The organism is Xanthomonas sp. fls2-241-TYG-148, assembly GCF_030208815.1.
Taxonomy (GTDB): Bacteria; Pseudomonadota; Gammaproteobacteria; order Xanthomonadales; family Xanthomonadaceae; genus Xanthomonas; species Xanthomonas campestris.
Map to the genome: position 1 here is coordinate 244,237 of NZ_JARVTE010000012.1, position 15,502 is coordinate 259,738.

Here is a 15,502-nt window from a genome sequence, read left to right on the forward strand (position 1 = left end):
CGCTTCCTACCTGCGAGCCTGGCTCGGTCCGCCTAAAGTGAGATGCCGTGTTAAGCGGGTCGCCAAAGTTGCGGCTGCGCGTACCAACGCAACGGTGTCAACGCCGACTCAGCGCGGCTGACAAAACGTAGCGGGCAGCCATTAGGTGGGTGGACGGCGCGAAGAACCGGAGCGTCTGGGGCATGCTGATTCAGAGCACCGGCCGCGCCCGCCTGGCGGCTGCGCAATCGTTTTGATCGCTGCTCTAAAGCGATGGGCCAAGTGCAGCGTTCGTGCAATCCCATTGGCACACACAACAACGACCGTGTGCATTGCTGCACACGGCCGTTCGTCGACGCTCTCAACGCGGCATCACCCGATGTCGCGTCACATCACTCAACCACACCACACCCGCGCATTGCGGAACATGCGCAGCCACGGCGAATCGTCGCCCCAGCCCGCCGGATGCCAGCTCAGATTGACCGAGCGCGGCGTGCGCTCCGGATGCGGCATCAAGATGGTAGCGCGCCCGTCGGTGCTGGTCAGGCCGGTGATGCCGTCGGGCGAGCCGTTCGGATTGAGCGGGTACTGACTAGCCACCGCGCCGTCACCGTCGATGAAGCGCAGTGCCACGCGCGCCGCGGCCTGATCCACCGCCGTGTCGAATTCGGCGCGGCCTTCGCCATGCGCCACTGCCACCGGAATACGCGAACCGGCCATGCCCCGCAGCAGGATCGACGGCGACTCCACCACTTCCAGCAGCGCCGTGCGTGCTTCGAACTGCTCGCTGCGGTTGCGCAGGAAGCGCGGCCAGTGCTCGGCACCGGGAATGATGTCCTTGAGCTGGCTCAGCATCTGGCAACCGTTGCACACGCCCAGCGCAAAGGTATCGCTGCGCGCAAAGAACGCGGCGAACGCATCGCGCAGTGCTGCACGCTCCAGGATCGAGGTGGCCCACCCGCGGCCGGCACCCAGCACATCGCCGTAGCTGAAGCCGCCGCAGGCTGCAAACCCTGCGAACTGCGCCAGGTCCACGCGGCCTTCGATCAGATCGCTCATGTGCACGTCGAACGCACGGAACCCGGCACGCTCGAAGTTGTACGCCATCTCGATCTGACCGTTGACGCCCTGCTCGCGCAGGATCGCCACCTTCGGCCGTGCACCGGTCGCCACGAATGGCGCGGCCACATCCTCGGACGGGTCGAATACCAGCTTCGGGCGCAGCCCCGGTGCCTGGAAGTTGCGCGCCACCGCGCGTTCTTCGTCGGCACTATCCGGGTTGTCGCGCAACTTCTGCATGGCGTGCGTCACCGACCACCAGGCATCGAACAGCGCTTCCCAGCGCCATTCGGCCAGCACCCGCCCTTGACCGCTGACACGCACGCGCGGCGTGCCGGTGGGGCGCGCGATGCGTTGCGCGCATTCGGTCAGTGCATGCCGCTCGACCAGATCGGCAAACGCGGCGCGGTCTTCATTGGCGATCTGCACCACCGCGCCCAATTCTTCGTTGAACAGGCTGCGGAAGGCATCATCGCCCCAGGCATCGAGCGTGATATCCAGGCCCTGGCGCGAGGCAAACGCCATTTCGCACAGCGCGGCAAACGCACCGCCATCGCTGCGATCGTGATACGCCAGCAACAACCCACCCTCGCGTGCATCGCAGATCAGTTCAAAGAACTGGCGCAGCCGCTGCGGGTCATCCAGGTCCGGTGTTTCACCACCGAAGGCCGGCAACGCACTGTCATCGGCGTACACCTGCGCCAGCACCGACCCACCCAGACGCTGCTTGCCGCCACCCAGGCCGATCAACCACAGCTCGCTCTCATCCTCGCGCTGCAGCAACGGAGTGAGCTGCGTACGCACATCGCTGACCGGCGCGAATGCACTGATGATCAACGACACCGGTGAAACGCTTTTCAGCGTTGCACCGGGAATCGGGAGTCGGGAATCGGGAATGCCAGAAGCGGACGGTGCTGGCGTTTCACCATTCCCGATTCCCGATTCTCCATTCCCGACCTGCCACTGCGCCTGCATCGACAGCGAGTCCTTGCCCACCGGGATGCTGAGCTCCAGCGCCGGGCACAGTTCCATGCCGACCGCGCGCACTGCGTCGTACAGCAAGGCGTCTTCGCCGGCGTGTCCGGCGGCAGCCATCCAGTTGGCGGAGAGCTTGATGCTGTCCAGCGTCTGCACCGGCGCCGCACACAGGTTGGTGATCGCCTCGCCCACCGCCATGCGCGCCGAGGCCGCAGCGTTCAGCAGCGCCAGCGGCGTGCGCTCGCCGATCGACATCGCTTCGCCATCGAAGGTCTCGAACCCGGCCAGCGTGATCGCGCAATCGGCCAACGGCAGCTGCCACGGGCCGATCATCTGCTCACGCGCGGTCAGGCCACCCACGCTGCGATCGCCGATGGTGACCAGAAAACTCTTGGACGCCACGGTCGGATGCGCCAACACGCGCAACCCGGCCTCCTGCAGATCCAGCGTCCCGGTCTGCAGCACCGGCCACTGCGGCGCCGCCGGATGCACGGCATCGCGGTGCATCTTCGGCGCCTTGCCGAACAGCACGTCCATGGGCAGGTTGATGGGGAGCGGAGAATCGGGAGTGGGGAATAGGGAATGGGCAGAAGCGGCCTGGGCAGCCGGCAACGCGCTGTTGCGATTCCCGATTCCCGATTCCCCATTCGCTGCGTCAAAAACGCCATACCCCACCACCAGCCGTTCCTCGGCCGTGGCCACGCCGACGGCAGCGAACGGGCAGCGTTCGCGTGCGCAGATCGCGGCGAATTCGTCCAGGCGCGCCTGTGGTACGCCGAGCACGTAGCGTTCCTGCGATTCGTTGCACCACAACTCCAGCGGCGACAGCGACGGGTCGTCGCTCGGCACCCTGGCCAGGTCGATCACCCCGCCCACGCCGGAGTCGTGCAGCAACTCGGGGATCGCGTTGGACAGGCCACCGGCGCCCACGTCGTGGAACCAGCGGATCGGGTTGTCGGTGCCCAGTGCCACGCAGTGGTCGATGACCTCCTGGCAGCGGCGTTCCATCTCCGGGTTCTCGCGCTGCACGCTGGCAAAGTCCAGCGCCTCGGCGCTGTCGCCGGCGGCCACCGAACTGGCGGCGCCGCCGCCCAGACCGATCAGCATCGCCGGGCCACCCAGCACGATCACCGCATCGCCCGGTTGCAGGCGCAGCTTTTCGACCTGGTTGCGGTCGATCGCGCCCAGGCCGCCGGCCAGCATGATCGGCTTGTCATAGGCGCGGGTCAGGCCCTGGCCTTCGGCCAGCTCAAAACTGCGGAAGTAACCGAGCAGGTTCGGCCGGCCGAACTCGTTGTTGAATGCCGCGCCGCCGAGCGGGCCGTCGAGCATGATGTCCAGCGCCGGCGCCATGCGCGGATTCAGCGCGCGCGGCGCTTCCCACGGCTGCGGCAACGTCGGGATGCGCAGATGCGACACCGAAAACCCGGTCAGGCCGGCCTTGGGCTTGCCACCGCGGCCGGTGGCGCCTTCGTCGCGGATCTCGCCGCCGGCACCGGTGGCCGCGCCCGGGAATGGCGCAATCGCGGTGGGATGGTTATGGGTTTCCACCTTGATGGCGAAGGCCGAGGGCACCACCGCTTCGCTGCGGTATTCGCCGGTGACCGGATCGGGGCGGAACCGCGCCGCCGGCACGCCTTCCACCACCGCCGCGTTGTCGCTATAGGCCGACAAGGTGTGCTGCGGGGTCTGCTGGTGGGTGTGCTTGATCATCCGGAACAGCGAGCGCTCCTGCGGCTTGCCGTCGATGGTCCAGCTGGCGTTGAAGATCTTGTGCCGGCAATGCTCGGAGTTGGCCTGCGCGAACATCATCAGTTCGACGTCGGCCGGGTCGCGGCCGAGCGCGGCAAAGCGCTCGCGCAGGTAGTCGATCTCGTCCTGCGCCAGCGCTAGGCCCAGATCGCCATTGGCCTGTTCCAGCGCATCCAGCGGGATGCGTTCCAGCTGGCCCGGATCGGGCACGTTGAACAGCGCTTCGGCCGCTGCGGCCGAGCCGAGCAACGATTGCGTCATCGGGTCGTGCAACAGCTTGGCCACCGCGGCCTGATCGGCCTGACCTTCCGGCCACCCGGCCAGATCGATCCGGGTGCCGCGCTCCACGCGCTGGATCGGCTGCCCGGCTCCGCGCATCAGCTCGGTGGCCTTGCTCGACCACGGCGACAGCGTGCCGAGCCGTGGCACCACGTAGCGCGAGGAGGCGGCCTCATCGCGCGGCGCAGGCGCCGGCTCGGCCTGCAGGATGCGCTGCAAGGTGGCCTGGTCGGGCGTGCGCCCGGCATCGGCACGGATGAAGTACACGTGCCAGGCGCCAGTGAGGCGCAGCGCGGGGACGAGGGTTTGCAGGCGGGTTTCGAGCCGAGCGCGGCGGAACGGCGAAAGGGCGGAAGCGCCCTCGAGGACCATCATGTCCGGGGAACCGTGTCAGAAACGGGGCCGATTATTGTAACGGAGGTTGGCCGGCCGGCGCCGATCGGGCGCCGTTGCCGCGTTCCGGCCAATCAGGCGGGCTGCGGTGTTTCTTTGGACCGCGTCGCCGCGGCCTGTTGTGGCCGGCCAGGCGAAGCTTGGTCTCAACCTGGCCTCAGCCCATGCCCTACACAACACGCAGTGGGCAAGTGGACATGCGTGCAGCCCAGACAGCACAAAGGCCGGGACACTCGCGCATCCCGGCCTTCGTTGATGTCCCGCGGCCAGAGACCGCGGTCGTGCGCTACCGGGCCTGGCCCGGCATGAGCGCCCTTAGCGGCTGCCGCCTGCCGTGGTGACCGCGCGCTTTTCCAGCGCCTCGCGCAGCTGTGCCGGCGGCAGGTAGCCACCCAGCTGGGTGCCGTCGGGCGCGAAGATCGCCGGGGTACCGTTGACGCCCAGGCGCTGGCCCAGGGTGTACTCCATCGACACCGGGTTCTTGCAGTCCTTGGCGTTGACCGGCTGGCCGGACTTGGCCGCGGTAAGCGCCTGCTTGCGGTCGGCTGCGCACCACACCGCGATCATTTCCTTGTGGTCCTGGCTGCCCAGGCCCATGCGCGGGAAGGCCAGATATTCCACCGCGATGCCCTGCTTGTTGAGTTCACCGATCTCGCTGTGCAGCTTGCGGCAGTAGCCGCATTCCACATCGGTGAACACCGTCACGGTGTACTTCGGGTTGGCCGGCGCGAACACGATGCGGTCAGCCTTGGGAACGGTCTGCAGCTGCTTGCGGCGGTAGGCCAGCAGGCCCTCGCTGGCGGCGAACTGCTTGTTCTGGATGTCGAACGGCTGCGCCTGGATCAGGTACCGGCCGTCATCGCTGACGTACAGCACCTGCCCGCCCACCACCACTTCGCGGAACCCCGGAAACGGGGCCGCGCCGATGTAGTCCGGCTTGAAGTCCGGGTCCAACGCCTTGAGCGCGGCGCCCACGCGCTGGTCCACATTGCCCGTGGCCGGTGCGGCGGCAGGCTTGGCGGCGGTGTTGCTCGCGGCCGGCTGCGAAGACTGCGCGCAGGCGGTAAGGCTGATCGCGCCGAGCAATGCGGCGATGGCAAGACGATACATTCACGCATCCAGTGCAGTGGGATGGCGCGATTCTCGCACAGCGCGGATGAAGCTTGGCCGCGTTCGCTGGACCGCTTCGTTGCAGGCGCCGTGCATGCGCCCGATGCAATGGCGGGCGGATCGAAGCGCCCAGAGGCGAACTGCGACGCGGCCGGAGCGAAGCGTAAGTGCCGCAACGGTCGGGAGCATCGGGAAGGCCTAGCTGGCTGCGGCAACCGCTCGCAGCCACCGCACCGCTCGCAATCGCGGCATCAGCCGCGCGGATGATGCCGGGCGTGCAAGGTCTGCAGATGCTGGCGCGCCACCAGCGTGTAGATCTGGGTGGTGGAGAGCGAACTGTGCCCCAGCAGCATCTGCAGCGCGCGCAAGTCGGCGCCGTGATTGAGCAGATGGGTGGCAAAACTGTGCCGCAAACCATGCGGGCTGACCGTGTCCGGGTCGATGCCGGCAACCGCCGCATAGCGTTTGACCAGGCCCCAGAACTGCTGGCGGCTCAGCGGCCGGCGCGCGGCGTCGATGAACAGCGGAACCTGCCCGTCCACCGCTGGCACCGCCTTGCGCTCGGACAGCGTGGGCCGCGCGGTCTCCAGATAACGTTCCAGCCAGTGCTGGGACTCCTCGCCCAGCGGCACCAGCCGTTCCTTGCTGCCCTTGCCGGTGACCCGCAGCACGCCCTGGCGCAGGTTGATCGCCACGGCCGGCAGCGTGACCAGCTCGCTGACGCGCAGGCCGGCCGCATACATCAGTTCGAGCATGGCGCGATCGCGCAGGCCCAGCGGCGTGCCGATCTCCGGGGCCGCCAGCAGCGCATCGATCTGGCTTTCGGTCAGGGCCTTGGGCAGCGAGCGCGGCAAGCGTGGCGGATCCAGCAGTGCGGTGGGGTCGTCGCTGCGCACGCCATCGCGCAGGCACAGCGCGTAAAAGCCGCGCAGGGTCGAGAGCAGGCGCGCATTGCTGCGCGGCGCGTAGCGCGCCTCGGTGCGCCAGCGCAGATAGTCGAATAGCGCGCTGCGGTCGGCGCCCTGCAGGCCACCGCCGGCGCCATCGCGCCACCGCGCCAGCCCTTCCAGATCGCGCCGATAGCTGTCCAGGGTCTGGCGCGCCACGCCCTGTTCGGCCCACAACCGATCCAGGAAGCGCTGGATGGCCTGATCGTCCTCTGTCCGCAGGGGCGGCAGTTGCTGGGCACGTTGGCGGCGTTCGGCGGGACTGCTGGCAGACATCAACCAAGCTTAGGGCCTGCCGCCACGCTGACGGTAGCCCCGCATCGCCCGCTTGCCCGATCGCCAGCGCCGGCTATGCTCGCGGGCATGACCTCGATCCCTGCCCCGCTGACCGCACGCGCACCTGCCCTGGTCGGCTGGCGGCTGCTGGCGCTGTGCTACGACGCCTGGCCGGTGCTGGCACTGTGGATGCTGCTCTCGGCCGGCTTCACGCTGGGGTTCACCCTGGCCGGGCATCCGGCGCGCGAGAACATCGCCCCTTTCAGCGGCTGGCAATGGCTGTTGTGGCTGTGCTGCTGGATCGCGGCGGGTGTATACGCCACGGTGAGTTGGCGCCGTGGGGGCCAGACGCTGGGCATGCGCCCGTGGCGACTGTCATTGACCGGCCCGCAAGCCTCCTGGCGCGCGCTGTGGATCCGCTACGCCGTCGGCACGCTGTCGCTGGCCCTGGGCGGTGCGGGATTCTGGTGGGCATGGCTGGATCGCGACCGGCTGACCTGGCATGACCGCGCGAGTGGCACCACGCTGCAACGGATCGCAAAAAAACCGACCTGACGTTCCCGGGCAGCGTGAGGTTAGGTGACGCCTGGGTGCCCTCGTGGCGAGACGCCGCAGCCGCGCAACGAGACTTGCCGGTGGGTAAGACCGTGCCAGTTCGACGGCCCGACTACCCGATCAAGGCGCATGGCCCGGGACTGCACCGTGTCGACCCAGCGCAGCTGCATTTCCGCATAAGCACGGCAACGAGGCGCCCAACTCACTGCTTGTCTGCACCGGGGTTGGAAGCATCCTTCCAAAACGGGTGATGACCTCTGATGGTGTCTTCCACCACCTTACCCAACAGGTAGAGCACCACGAACATGGGCGCCGCCATCAGCACATACGCCATTGCCCAGGGGAGCCAACCCAGCAGCACTGTCAGCCCCAGGCCTTCTGCAACCATCGACTGCAGCAGCACCGGTAACTGCTTCCACACCAACCGGCTTTTGTAATCGACCTGCGGATCGTGTGCCCAACGCAGGCACTGCACGATCAGGACAGCGTACGGCATACACAGCACCAGGCCGAAGACACTCAGCCGGCGGCGGCGCATCAGCTACTGCGCCGCCGGAACAACCACGCCGAGACTCCCAGCATCACCATGGGCGGCAAGGCATAGGCGATGCGGTAGTCGAGCTTGAGCGCGCCGGCCATGCGCCCGAAGAATAGCTGCAGCAGCCAGAAGCCCAGCGCGAACAGGATGCCCAGGAACAGGCGCTTGCCCAGGCCGCCGCTGCGCAACGAACCGAACGAGAACGGGATCGCCGCCAGACACAGCGCCAGCACGTTGAGCGGGTAGAACCAGCGGCTCCAGTACTGATCTTCGTAATCGCTGGCATCCAGGCCGTTGCGACGGCGGTACTCGATGCTCTGCCCCAGATCATGCACCGACAGATTGCGCGGCTTGGCCAGGCCGGCCGCCAGCGCCTTGGGATTGAGCTGCGACTGCCACGGCAATTCGGGGAAGGTCTCGCGTTGCACGGAACGTTCCTGGAAGGTATCGCGGCGCACCTGGCGCAGCGTCCAGCGGCCATCACGGTGCTCGGCGACCGCGGCGTAGGTCAGTTGCTGCAGCCGGCCAGCGGTATCCAGATGGTAGAGCCGTACATCGTGCAGCGCCAATGCGGTGCCGCCACCATCCAGCAATTGTTCTTCGCCGCTTTGCGCATTGAGGAAGGTGTCGCCCTCGCGTGCCCACAGCCCCGAATAACGCGCCGAGGCCATATTGCTTTCGTATTTGGCGCTGGTCTTGAGCGTGTCGGCCTGGCCCTGTGCCCACGGGCCCAAGGTCTCGCCGCTGATCACCATGGTCGCGGTGAGCAAGGCCATCGCCACCACCACCGAGGCAGACATGCGTTTGCGCGACACGCCCAGCGCCCGCAACGCGGTCAGCTCGGAGGTCGCCGCCAGCTGGCCCAAGCCCATCAGCGCGCCGATCACCGCTGCGGTCGGGAACAAGGTGTAGGCCCGGCGCGGCACCGTGTAGGCGACAAAGGCGATGGCATGGCCAAAGCTGTAACTGCCCTGGCCGATGCTCTTTGCCTCGCTGGCGAAGGCGTTCACTACGTCCAGGCCCAGCAGCACGGCCCAGGTCAGCAGCACCGTGAACAGCACGGCGCGCCCCACATACCAGTCATGGACCCGCGGCATCAGCTTCATGCGCGCGCCCTCGGCCGCGACAACCGGCCATCGCGGGCGTAGGCCCAGATCGATACCGCCAGCAGCGGCAGCGTAAGCCACCACAGCCCAACCGCGCCCGGCACCTTGCCGTTGGCGATCCACTGGGTGCCGACGATCATCAGGTTGGTGCCGACCAGGTAGGCCAGGAACGCCAACATGATGCGGCCGTAGCGCTGCTGCCGCGGCGCACTGCGCGACAGCGGCAGGGTCAGCAGCGCGAATGCCAGCGCCAGCAGCGGCGGGGCAAGGCGCCGGTGCAACTCGGCACGCGCGATCGGCCGCGCATCCCCGATGAGCTTGAACGTGGACATCACTTCCGGGTCGTTGGCGTCGTGCGCCTTGGTGCGGTCCGGCAGGGCCACATCGTTGCTGGCGAAGGTCATCAAGCGGTAGTCCAGGCCTTGCGCACCGGCCGGCCCTTCGATGCGATGGCCATCTTCCAGGCGCAGGTAGCGGTCGGTCTTGCCCTCGAAGAACATGGCGCCCCGCTCGGCGGTGACCACGTCGATGCGGTCATCCTTCTGGCGCTGCATGAAGACCTTGCCCAGGCCCTTGCCGTCGGGGGAGATGGTGGTCAGGTAGACCACGCCACCGCCGGACAATGGGGTGAACTTGCCCGATTCCAGGCCGGCCATCACCACGCTGCGGTTGGCGTCTTCCAGCATCAGCTCGGCGGTGCGGCTGGCCCAGGGGCCCAGCCACAACGAGCAGGCGCCGATCACCACCACCACCGGCACCACCAGCCACAGGATCGGGCGCAGCATGCGCCGCGGGCCGATGCCGATCGCCGTGATGACCGCCATTTCTGAATCGCGGTACAGCCGCGCCAGCGCCAGCAGCAGGCCCAGCATCAGCGCCAGCGGCAGGATGATCGGCAGGTAGGCAACGAATTGCAGACCCACCTGGGACAGCAGCAACCGCGCGGGGATACGGCCATCGGCAATATTGCCGAGGATATCCACTAGCACCCCGCCCACGCTCACGACCAGCAGCACGATGAGGGTTGCCAGGAAGCTCTGGGTGAAATCGCTAAGCAGATATCGATCGAGCTTCGGCATAGGGTGGGCTTGTTTTAAACTCTCGGATTCGTTCGCGGCGCCGCCAGCCTAGTCAGGTTGGCGTAAACAGCCCGCGATTGTACGGATTTGCCTACGGAATCTGATCAATGGCCCTGCAATTCACCCTGAACCAAGACGCGCCGGCAAGCGCCCACGTCGACTGCATCGTGGTTGGCGCGTTCGCCGACAAGACCCTTTCGCCCGCTGCCCAGGCGCTGGACAGCGCCAGCCAGGGCCGCCTGACGGCGCTGGTGGCACGGGGCGATGTGGCCACCAAGACCGGCACCACCACCCTGGTGCATGACCTGCCGGGCGTGCAGGCCCCGCGCGTGCTGGTAGTGGGCCTGGGCGATGCCGCCAAGTTCGGCGTGGCGCCCTACCTCAAGGCGATCGGCGATGCGGCCCGCGCACTGAAGACCGGCCCGATCGGCAGCGCCCTGCTCACCCTGACCGAACTGCCCGTCAAGGCACGCGACGCAGCCTGGAACATCCGCCAGGCCGTCATCGTCAGCGACCATGCCGCCTACCGCTACACCGCCACGCTGGGCAAGAAGAAGGTCGACGACACCGGCCTGACTACCCTGGCGATCGCCGGCGACGATGCCCGCGCCCTGGCCGTGGGCATCGCCACCGCTGAAGGCGTGGAGTTCGCCCGCGAGCTGGGCAACCTGCCGCCGAACTACTGCACCCCGGCCTACCTGGCCGACACGGCGGCCACCTTCGCCGGCAAGTTCCCGGGCGCCGAGGCCGAGATCCTGGACGAGCAGCAGATGGAAGCGCTGGGCATGGGCTCGCTGCTGTCTGTGGCGCGTGGCTCGGCCAACCGCCCGCGCCTGATCGTGCTGAAGTGGAACGGCGGCGGCGAGGCGCGCCCGTACGTGCTGGTCGGCAAGGGCATCACCTTCGATACCGGTGGCGTCAACCTGAAGACCCAGGGTGGCATCGAGGAAATGAAGTACGACATGTGCGGTGGCGCCAACGTCATCGGCACCTTCGTGGCCACGGTCAAGGCCGAGCTGCCGATCAACCTGGTGGTGGTGGTGCCGGCGGTGGAAAACGCCATCGACGGCAATGCCTATCGTCCCTCGGACGTGATCACCAGCATGTCCGGCAAGACCATCGAGGTCGGCAATACCGACGCCGAAGGCCGCCTGATCCTGTGCGATGCGCTGACCTACGCCGAGCGCTTCAACCCGGAAGCGCTGGTGGACGTGGCCACGCTGACCGGCGCCTGCATGGTGGCCCTGGGCCACCAGACCGCCGGCTTGATGAGCAAGCACGACGATCTGGCCAATGAACTGCTGGCCGCCGGCGAGCACGTGTTCGACCGCGCCTGGCGCCTGCCGCTGTGGGACGAATACCAGGGCCTGCTGGATTCCACCTTCGCCGACGTCTACAACATCGGCGGCCGCTGGGGTGGCGCGATCACCGCCGGCTGCTTCCTGTCGCGCTTCACCGAAAACCAGCGCTGGGCGCATCTGGACATCGCCGGCGTGGCCAGCGACGAAGGCAAGCGCGGCATGGCCACCGGCCGCCCGGTCGGCCTGCTGACCCAGTGGTTGCTGGACCGCACGGCCTGATGTCGCCGCGCGCTGCACTGGCCCTGCTCGCCGGGTTCGCCCTGGCGGACGGGGCCACCAGCGCGCTCCCCGGCTGGACCGGCCCCGGCAGCGACCTGGTGCGGTTCGCGCTGCTGCTGGCGTTGATCTTCGTGTGGCTGGCGGCCGACAGCCGCCGGCAGGGCTTCCGTCGCCCGATGTGGCTCAACATCGGGATGGTGCTGGCCTGGCTGATCTTCATCCCCATCTATCTGTATCGCTCGCGGCCTGCGGGCCGACGCCTGCGCGCCACCGGCGGGTTCCTGCTGGCGATACTGGCGTCCGGCGTGCTGTTCACACTCGGCAGCATCATTGCCGAATCCGTTTTCCCTTCCGTTTCGTGACCTGACCATGCCCCGTGCCGACTTTTATCTGATCGCCAAGCCGCGCTTCCTCAACGAACCGCTGCGGCTGGTCTGCGAGCTGGCGCGCAAGGCCTACGACGCCAATCTCTCCACGCTGATCCTGGCACGCGACGCCGACCAGGCCGAGGCACTGGACGATCTGTTGTGGTCCTTCGACGACGAGGCCTACATCCCGCACCAGATCGGCGGCACCGACGAGGAAGACGAGCTGGCACCGGTCCTGATCGCCGCACCCGACTTCGACGCCCCCTCCCGCCCGCTGGTGATCAACCTGCGCGACGACCCGTACCTGGGCGCCTGCGACCGCGTGCTGGAAGTGGTCCCCGCCGACCCCGCCGCCCGCGAACCACTGCGCGAACGCTGGAAGCAGTACAAGGCGCTGGGCCTGGAGCTGACCAAGTACGACATGTGAGAGGGGCGGGGATTGGGGAGTTGGGATTGGAGATTTGCAGGAGCGGTTTTGCGCGCATCCACACGTCCTTTCCAACGACGCATCCCCACAGCCAATCTCCGTTCCACAGCGCCACCGCTGAGGTTGATGCAATGGCTTGCCAGCGATCTCTGCCGGCCCCATGACTCAACAAATCCCGAATCCCGAATCCCGAATCCCGAATCAACGAATCCCAGCCCCTCTATGACCACCCTCGCCTCCAGCTACGACCCCTCCTCGTTCGAATCGCGCTTGTACGCACAGTGGGAGTCGGCCGGGCATTTCAAGCCGTCCGGCAGCGGTGAGCCTTACACCGTGTTGCTGCCGCCGCCGAACGTGACCGGCACGCTGCACATGGGGCATGCGTTCCAGCAGACCTTGATGGATGCGCTGGTGCGTTACCACCGAATGCGCGGCTACGACACCTTGTGGCAGGTGGGCACCGACCATGCCGGCATCGCCACGGAAATGGTGGTCTCGCGCAACCTCGCGCTGGAAGGCAAGGGCGAAACGCGCGACACGCTGGGGCGTGAGGGCTTCATCGCCAAGGTGTGGGAATGGAAGGCGCAATCCGGCGACACCATCGAGCGCCAGATGCGCCGGCTGGGCACCTCCAGCGATTGGTCGCGCAGCACCTTCACCATGGACCCGCAGCCCTCGGCCGCGGTCACCGAGGCGTTCGTGCGCTGGTACGAACAGGGCCTGATCTACCGCGGCCAACGCCTGGTCAACTGGGACCCGGTGCTGAAGACCGCCATCTCCGATCTGGAAGTGGAAAACGTCGAAGAAGACGGCTTTTTGTGGTCGATCCGCTACCCGCTCGCCGACGGTGTGACCTACGAACACGTCGAGCACGATGTCGATGGCGTCGAGACCCTGCGCGAAACCCGCGATTACCTGGTGGTGGCCACCACGCGCCCGGAAACCATGCTCGGCGATACCGCGGTGATGGTGCACCCGGACGATGCGCGCTACGCCACGCTGCATGCCGCACAGATCGTGCTGCCGCTGACCGGCCGTCTGGTGCCGGTGATCACCGACGATTACGTGGACCGCGCGTTCGGCACCGGCGTGGTCAAGGTCACGCCGGCGCATGACTTCAACGATTACCAGGTGGGTGTGCGGCATGACTTGCCGATGATCAACCTGTTCACCGTCACCGCCGCCATCAACGACAACGCACCGGAGAGCTACCGCGGTCTGGATCGTTACGACGCGCGCAAGCTGGTGCTGTCCGAGCTGGAAGACCTCGGGCTGTTGGTGGAAACCAAACCTCACAAGCTACAGGTGCCGCGCGGCGACCGTACTGGCCAGGTGATCGAGCCGTATCTCACCGACCAGTGGTTCGTGAAGATGGATGCGCTGGCCAAGCGCGGCCTGGAGCTGGTCGAAAGCGGCCAGGTCAAGTTCGTGCCGCCGAACTGGATCAACACCTATCGCCACTGGATGGAAAACATCCAGGATTGGTGCATCAGCCGTCAGCTGTGGTGGGGCCACCGCATTCCGGCGTGGTTCGACGAGGCGGGCAAGTGCTATGTCGGCCACGACGAAGCGCAGGTGCGCGCCACGCATGGTCTGGGTGCGGAGGTTGCCTTGCATCAGGACAGCGACGTGCTGGAAACCTGGTTCTCCTCGCAGCTGTGGCCGTTCTCCACATTGGGCTGGCCGGATGCGCAGGCGATGGATGAGCGCGGTTTCGCGCGCTACTTGCCGTCGTCGGTACTGGTCACCGGGTTCGACATCATCTTTTTCTGGGTGGCGCGCATGATCATGGCCACCGACAGCTTCACCGGCCAGGTGCCGTTCCGCGATGTCTACATCACCGGCCTGATCCGCGATGCGCAGGGCCAGAAGATGTCCAAGTCCAAGGGCAACGTGCTCGACCCGCTGGACATCATCGACGGCATCAGCATCGAAGACCTGGTGGCCAAGCGCACCAGCGGTCTGATGCAGCCGCGCATGGCCGAAAAGATCGAAAAGGCCACACGCAAGGAATTCCCGGACGGCATCATCGCCCACGGCGCCGACGCGCTGCGCTTCACCATTGCCGCACTCGCCACGCATGGCCGCGACATCAAGTTCGATCTGGGCCGCGCCGAGGGTTACAAGAATTTCTGCAACAAGCTGTGGAATGCCACGCGCTTCGTACTGATGAACACCGAAGGCGCACAGTTCAGCGGCGTGCCGCAGCCGCAGACCGAAACCGAACGGTGGATCCTGGCGCGTCTGGACGCGGTAGCCGCAGAAGCGCAGGTGCATTACGCCAACTACCGGTTCGACCTGCTCGCACAAACGCTGTACGAATTCGCCTGGAATGCGTTCTGCGATTGGTTCGTCGAACTGGCCAAGCCTGCGCTCAACGGCGCGGTGCAGGACGCCGCCGACAGCACCCGCCACACGCTGCTCTACGTGCTGGAAGCGCTACTGCGGCTGCTGCATCCGCTCACCCCGTTTGTGACCGAAGAACTGTGGCAGCAAGTGGCGCCGCGCCTAGGCATCACCGGTGACACGATCTCGCTGCAAGCCTTCCCGCAGCGCGGCGATGTCGACACCAGCGGTTACGCCGGTGCAGAAGCCGATATCGAATGGCTCAAGGCGATGGTCTCGGCACTGCGCCGCGTGCGCAGCGAATTGAACGTGCCGCCATCCAAGCAGGTGCGCCTGTGGCTGCAGGCCGGCAGCAGCGACGACCGTGCGCGCGTGGCGCGTTTCGCCTCGCAGCTGGCATTCCTGCTGAAGCTGGAAGCCATCGACTGGCTGGCCCCCGGCCAGGAAGCTCCGCCAGCCGCCACGGCCATTGTTGGCGAGCTCACCTTGCTGGTGCCGCTGGAAGGCCTGGTCGACATGGATGCCGAACGCACCCGCCTGGACAAGGAGATCAAGCGCGTGGAGAGCGAGATCGGCAAGTGCAACGGCAAGCTCGGCAACGCCACCTTCGTGCAGAACGCACCAGCGGCGGTGGTCGAGCAGGAACGCGCACGCTTGAACGACTGGACCACCCAGCTGACCGGTCTGCGTGAGCAGCGCGCCAAGCTCTGAAGCACGACGCCTGCGCCAC

The 15,502-nt window shown here is 66.9% G+C and carries 11 protein-coding genes and 1 other RNA gene; 5 read left to right on the forward strand and 7 right to left on the reverse strand.

The features are described 5' to 3' along the window. Positions 1 to 115 precede the first annotated feature (115 nt). The 4 genes from QRM60_RS13780 to xerD form a co-directional block, all read right to left on the reverse strand. Positions 116 to 184: non-coding RNA, sX9 sRNA (locus QRM60_RS13780), on the reverse strand. A 191-nt stretch (positions 185 to 375) separates the two neighbouring features. Beyond that, complete coding sequence (gene purL, locus QRM60_RS13785) at positions 376 to 4,422, reverse strand: phosphoribosylformylglycinamidine synthase (RefSeq protein ID WP_285446399.1); 4,047 nt, start codon at positions 4,420 to 4,422, stop codon at positions 376 to 378. A gap of 333 nt (positions 4,423 to 4,755) precedes the next feature. After that, the gene (locus QRM60_RS13790; RefSeq protein WP_011035896.1) at positions 4,756 to 5,550 is read right to left on the reverse strand and encodes a DsbC family protein; all 795 of its coding nucleotides are present in this window, start codon (positions 5,548 to 5,550) and stop codon (positions 4,756 to 4,758) included. Positions 5,551 to 5,801: 251 nt separating this feature from the next. Next, a complete protein-coding gene (xerD, locus tag QRM60_RS13795) occupies positions 5,802 to 6,773 on the reverse strand; it encodes a site-specific tyrosine recombinase XerD (protein WP_285446400.1) in 972 nt (323 codons plus the stop codon). An 87-nt stretch (positions 6,774 to 6,860) separates the two neighbouring features. Here xerD and QRM60_RS13800 point away from each other — a divergent pair, with 87 nt between their 5' ends. Beyond that, entirely contained in the window at positions 6,861 to 7,328 is a 468-nt protein-coding gene (locus QRM60_RS13800; protein ID WP_228417654.1) for an RDD family protein, read from the forward strand. Between the two features lie 202 nt (positions 7,329 to 7,530). Here QRM60_RS13800 and QRM60_RS13805 read toward each other — a convergent pair whose 3' ends face one another. From QRM60_RS13805 to lptF, 3 genes are read right to left on the reverse strand one after another with little or no spacing between them, the layout of a single operon-like run. After that, positions 7,531 to 7,824 (reverse strand): hypothetical protein, encoded by a 294-nt coding sequence (locus QRM60_RS13805; protein WP_285446401.1) that lies wholly within the window; start codon positions 7,822 to 7,824, stop codon positions 7,531 to 7,533. A 41-nt stretch (positions 7,825 to 7,865) separates the two neighbouring features. After that, positions 7,866 to 8,972 (reverse strand): LPS export ABC transporter permease LptG, encoded by a 1,107-nt coding sequence (gene lptG / locus QRM60_RS13810; protein ID WP_076039678.1) that lies wholly within the window; start codon positions 8,970 to 8,972, stop codon positions 7,866 to 7,868. Then, positions 8,969 to 10,051 carry an LPS export ABC transporter permease LptF gene (gene lptF, locus QRM60_RS13815; RefSeq protein ID WP_012439255.1) on the reverse strand — a complete coding sequence of 361 codons (1,083 nt, stop codon included), beginning with the start codon at positions 10,049 to 10,051 and terminating at the stop codon, positions 8,969 to 8,971. Before lptF ends, lptG begins: the two co-directional genes overlap by 4 nt. Before the next feature lie 107 nt (positions 10,052 to 10,158). On the opposite strand from lptF, the gene QRM60_RS13820 reads away from it, so the two are divergent. From QRM60_RS13820 to QRM60_RS13835, 4 genes are all read left to right on the forward strand, one after another. Then, complete coding sequence (locus QRM60_RS13820) at positions 10,159 to 11,631, forward strand: leucyl aminopeptidase (RefSeq protein WP_285446402.1); 1,473 nt, start codon at positions 10,159 to 10,161, stop codon at positions 11,629 to 11,631. Then, positions 11,631 to 11,993, forward strand: a complete 363-nt coding sequence (locus QRM60_RS13825; RefSeq protein ID WP_285446403.1) for a hypothetical protein — start codon at positions 11,631 to 11,633, stop codon at positions 11,991 to 11,993. Before QRM60_RS13820 ends, QRM60_RS13825 begins: the two co-directional genes overlap by 1 nt. 7 nt (positions 11,994 to 12,000) lie before the next feature. Continuing rightward, on the forward strand, positions 12,001 to 12,426 hold the full coding sequence (locus QRM60_RS13830; RefSeq protein WP_070691797.1) for a DNA polymerase III subunit chi: 426 nt from the start codon (positions 12,001 to 12,003) through the stop codon (positions 12,424 to 12,426). 222 nt (positions 12,427 to 12,648) lie between these two features. Next, a complete protein-coding gene (locus QRM60_RS13835) occupies positions 12,649 to 15,483 on the forward strand; it encodes a valine--tRNA ligase (protein WP_285446404.1) in 2,835 nt (944 codons plus the stop codon). The last annotated feature ends 19 nt before the right edge of the window (positions 15,484 to 15,502 follow it).

Bases quoted from the DNA above. Each gene is read 5' to 3' on its own strand.
- QRM60_RS13805 (WP_285446401.1), bottom strand. From the start codon at position 7,824: ATGCCGTACGCTGTCCTGATCGTGCAGTGCCTGCGTTGGGCACACGAT.
- QRM60_RS13800 (WP_228417654.1), top strand. From the start codon at position 6,861: ATGACCTCGATCCCTGCCCCGCTGACCGCACGCGCACCTGCCCTGGTC.
- lptF (WP_012439255.1), bottom strand. From the start codon at position 10,051: ATGCCGAAGCTCGATCGATATCTGCTTAGCGATTTCACCCAGAGCTTC.
- QRM60_RS13825 (WP_285446403.1), top strand. From the start codon at position 11,631: ATGTCGCCGCGCGCTGCACTGGCCCTGCTCGCCGGGTTCGCCCTGGCG.
- QRM60_RS13790 (WP_011035896.1), bottom strand. From the start codon at position 5,550: ATGTATCGTCTTGCCATCGCCGCATTGCTCGGCGCGATCAGCCTTACC.
- QRM60_RS13830 (WP_070691797.1), top strand. From the start codon at position 12,001: ATGCCCCGTGCCGACTTTTATCTGATCGCCAAGCCGCGCTTCCTCAAC.
- purL (WP_285446399.1), bottom strand. From the start codon at position 4,422: ATGATGGTCCTCGAGGGCGCTTCCGCCCTTTCGCCGTTCCGCCGCGCT.
- QRM60_RS13820 (WP_285446402.1), top strand. From the start codon at position 10,159: ATGGCCCTGCAATTCACCCTGAACCAAGACGCGCCGGCAAGCGCCCAC.
- xerD (WP_285446400.1), bottom strand. From the start codon at position 6,773: ATGTCTGCCAGCAGTCCCGCCGAACGCCGCCAACGTGCCCAGCAACTG.
- QRM60_RS13835 (WP_285446404.1), top strand. From the start codon at position 12,649: ATGACCACCCTCGCCTCCAGCTACGACCCCTCCTCGTTCGAATCGCGC.
- lptG (WP_076039678.1), bottom strand. From the start codon at position 8,972: ATGAAGCTGATGCCGCGGGTCCATGACTGGTATGTGGGGCGCGCCGTG.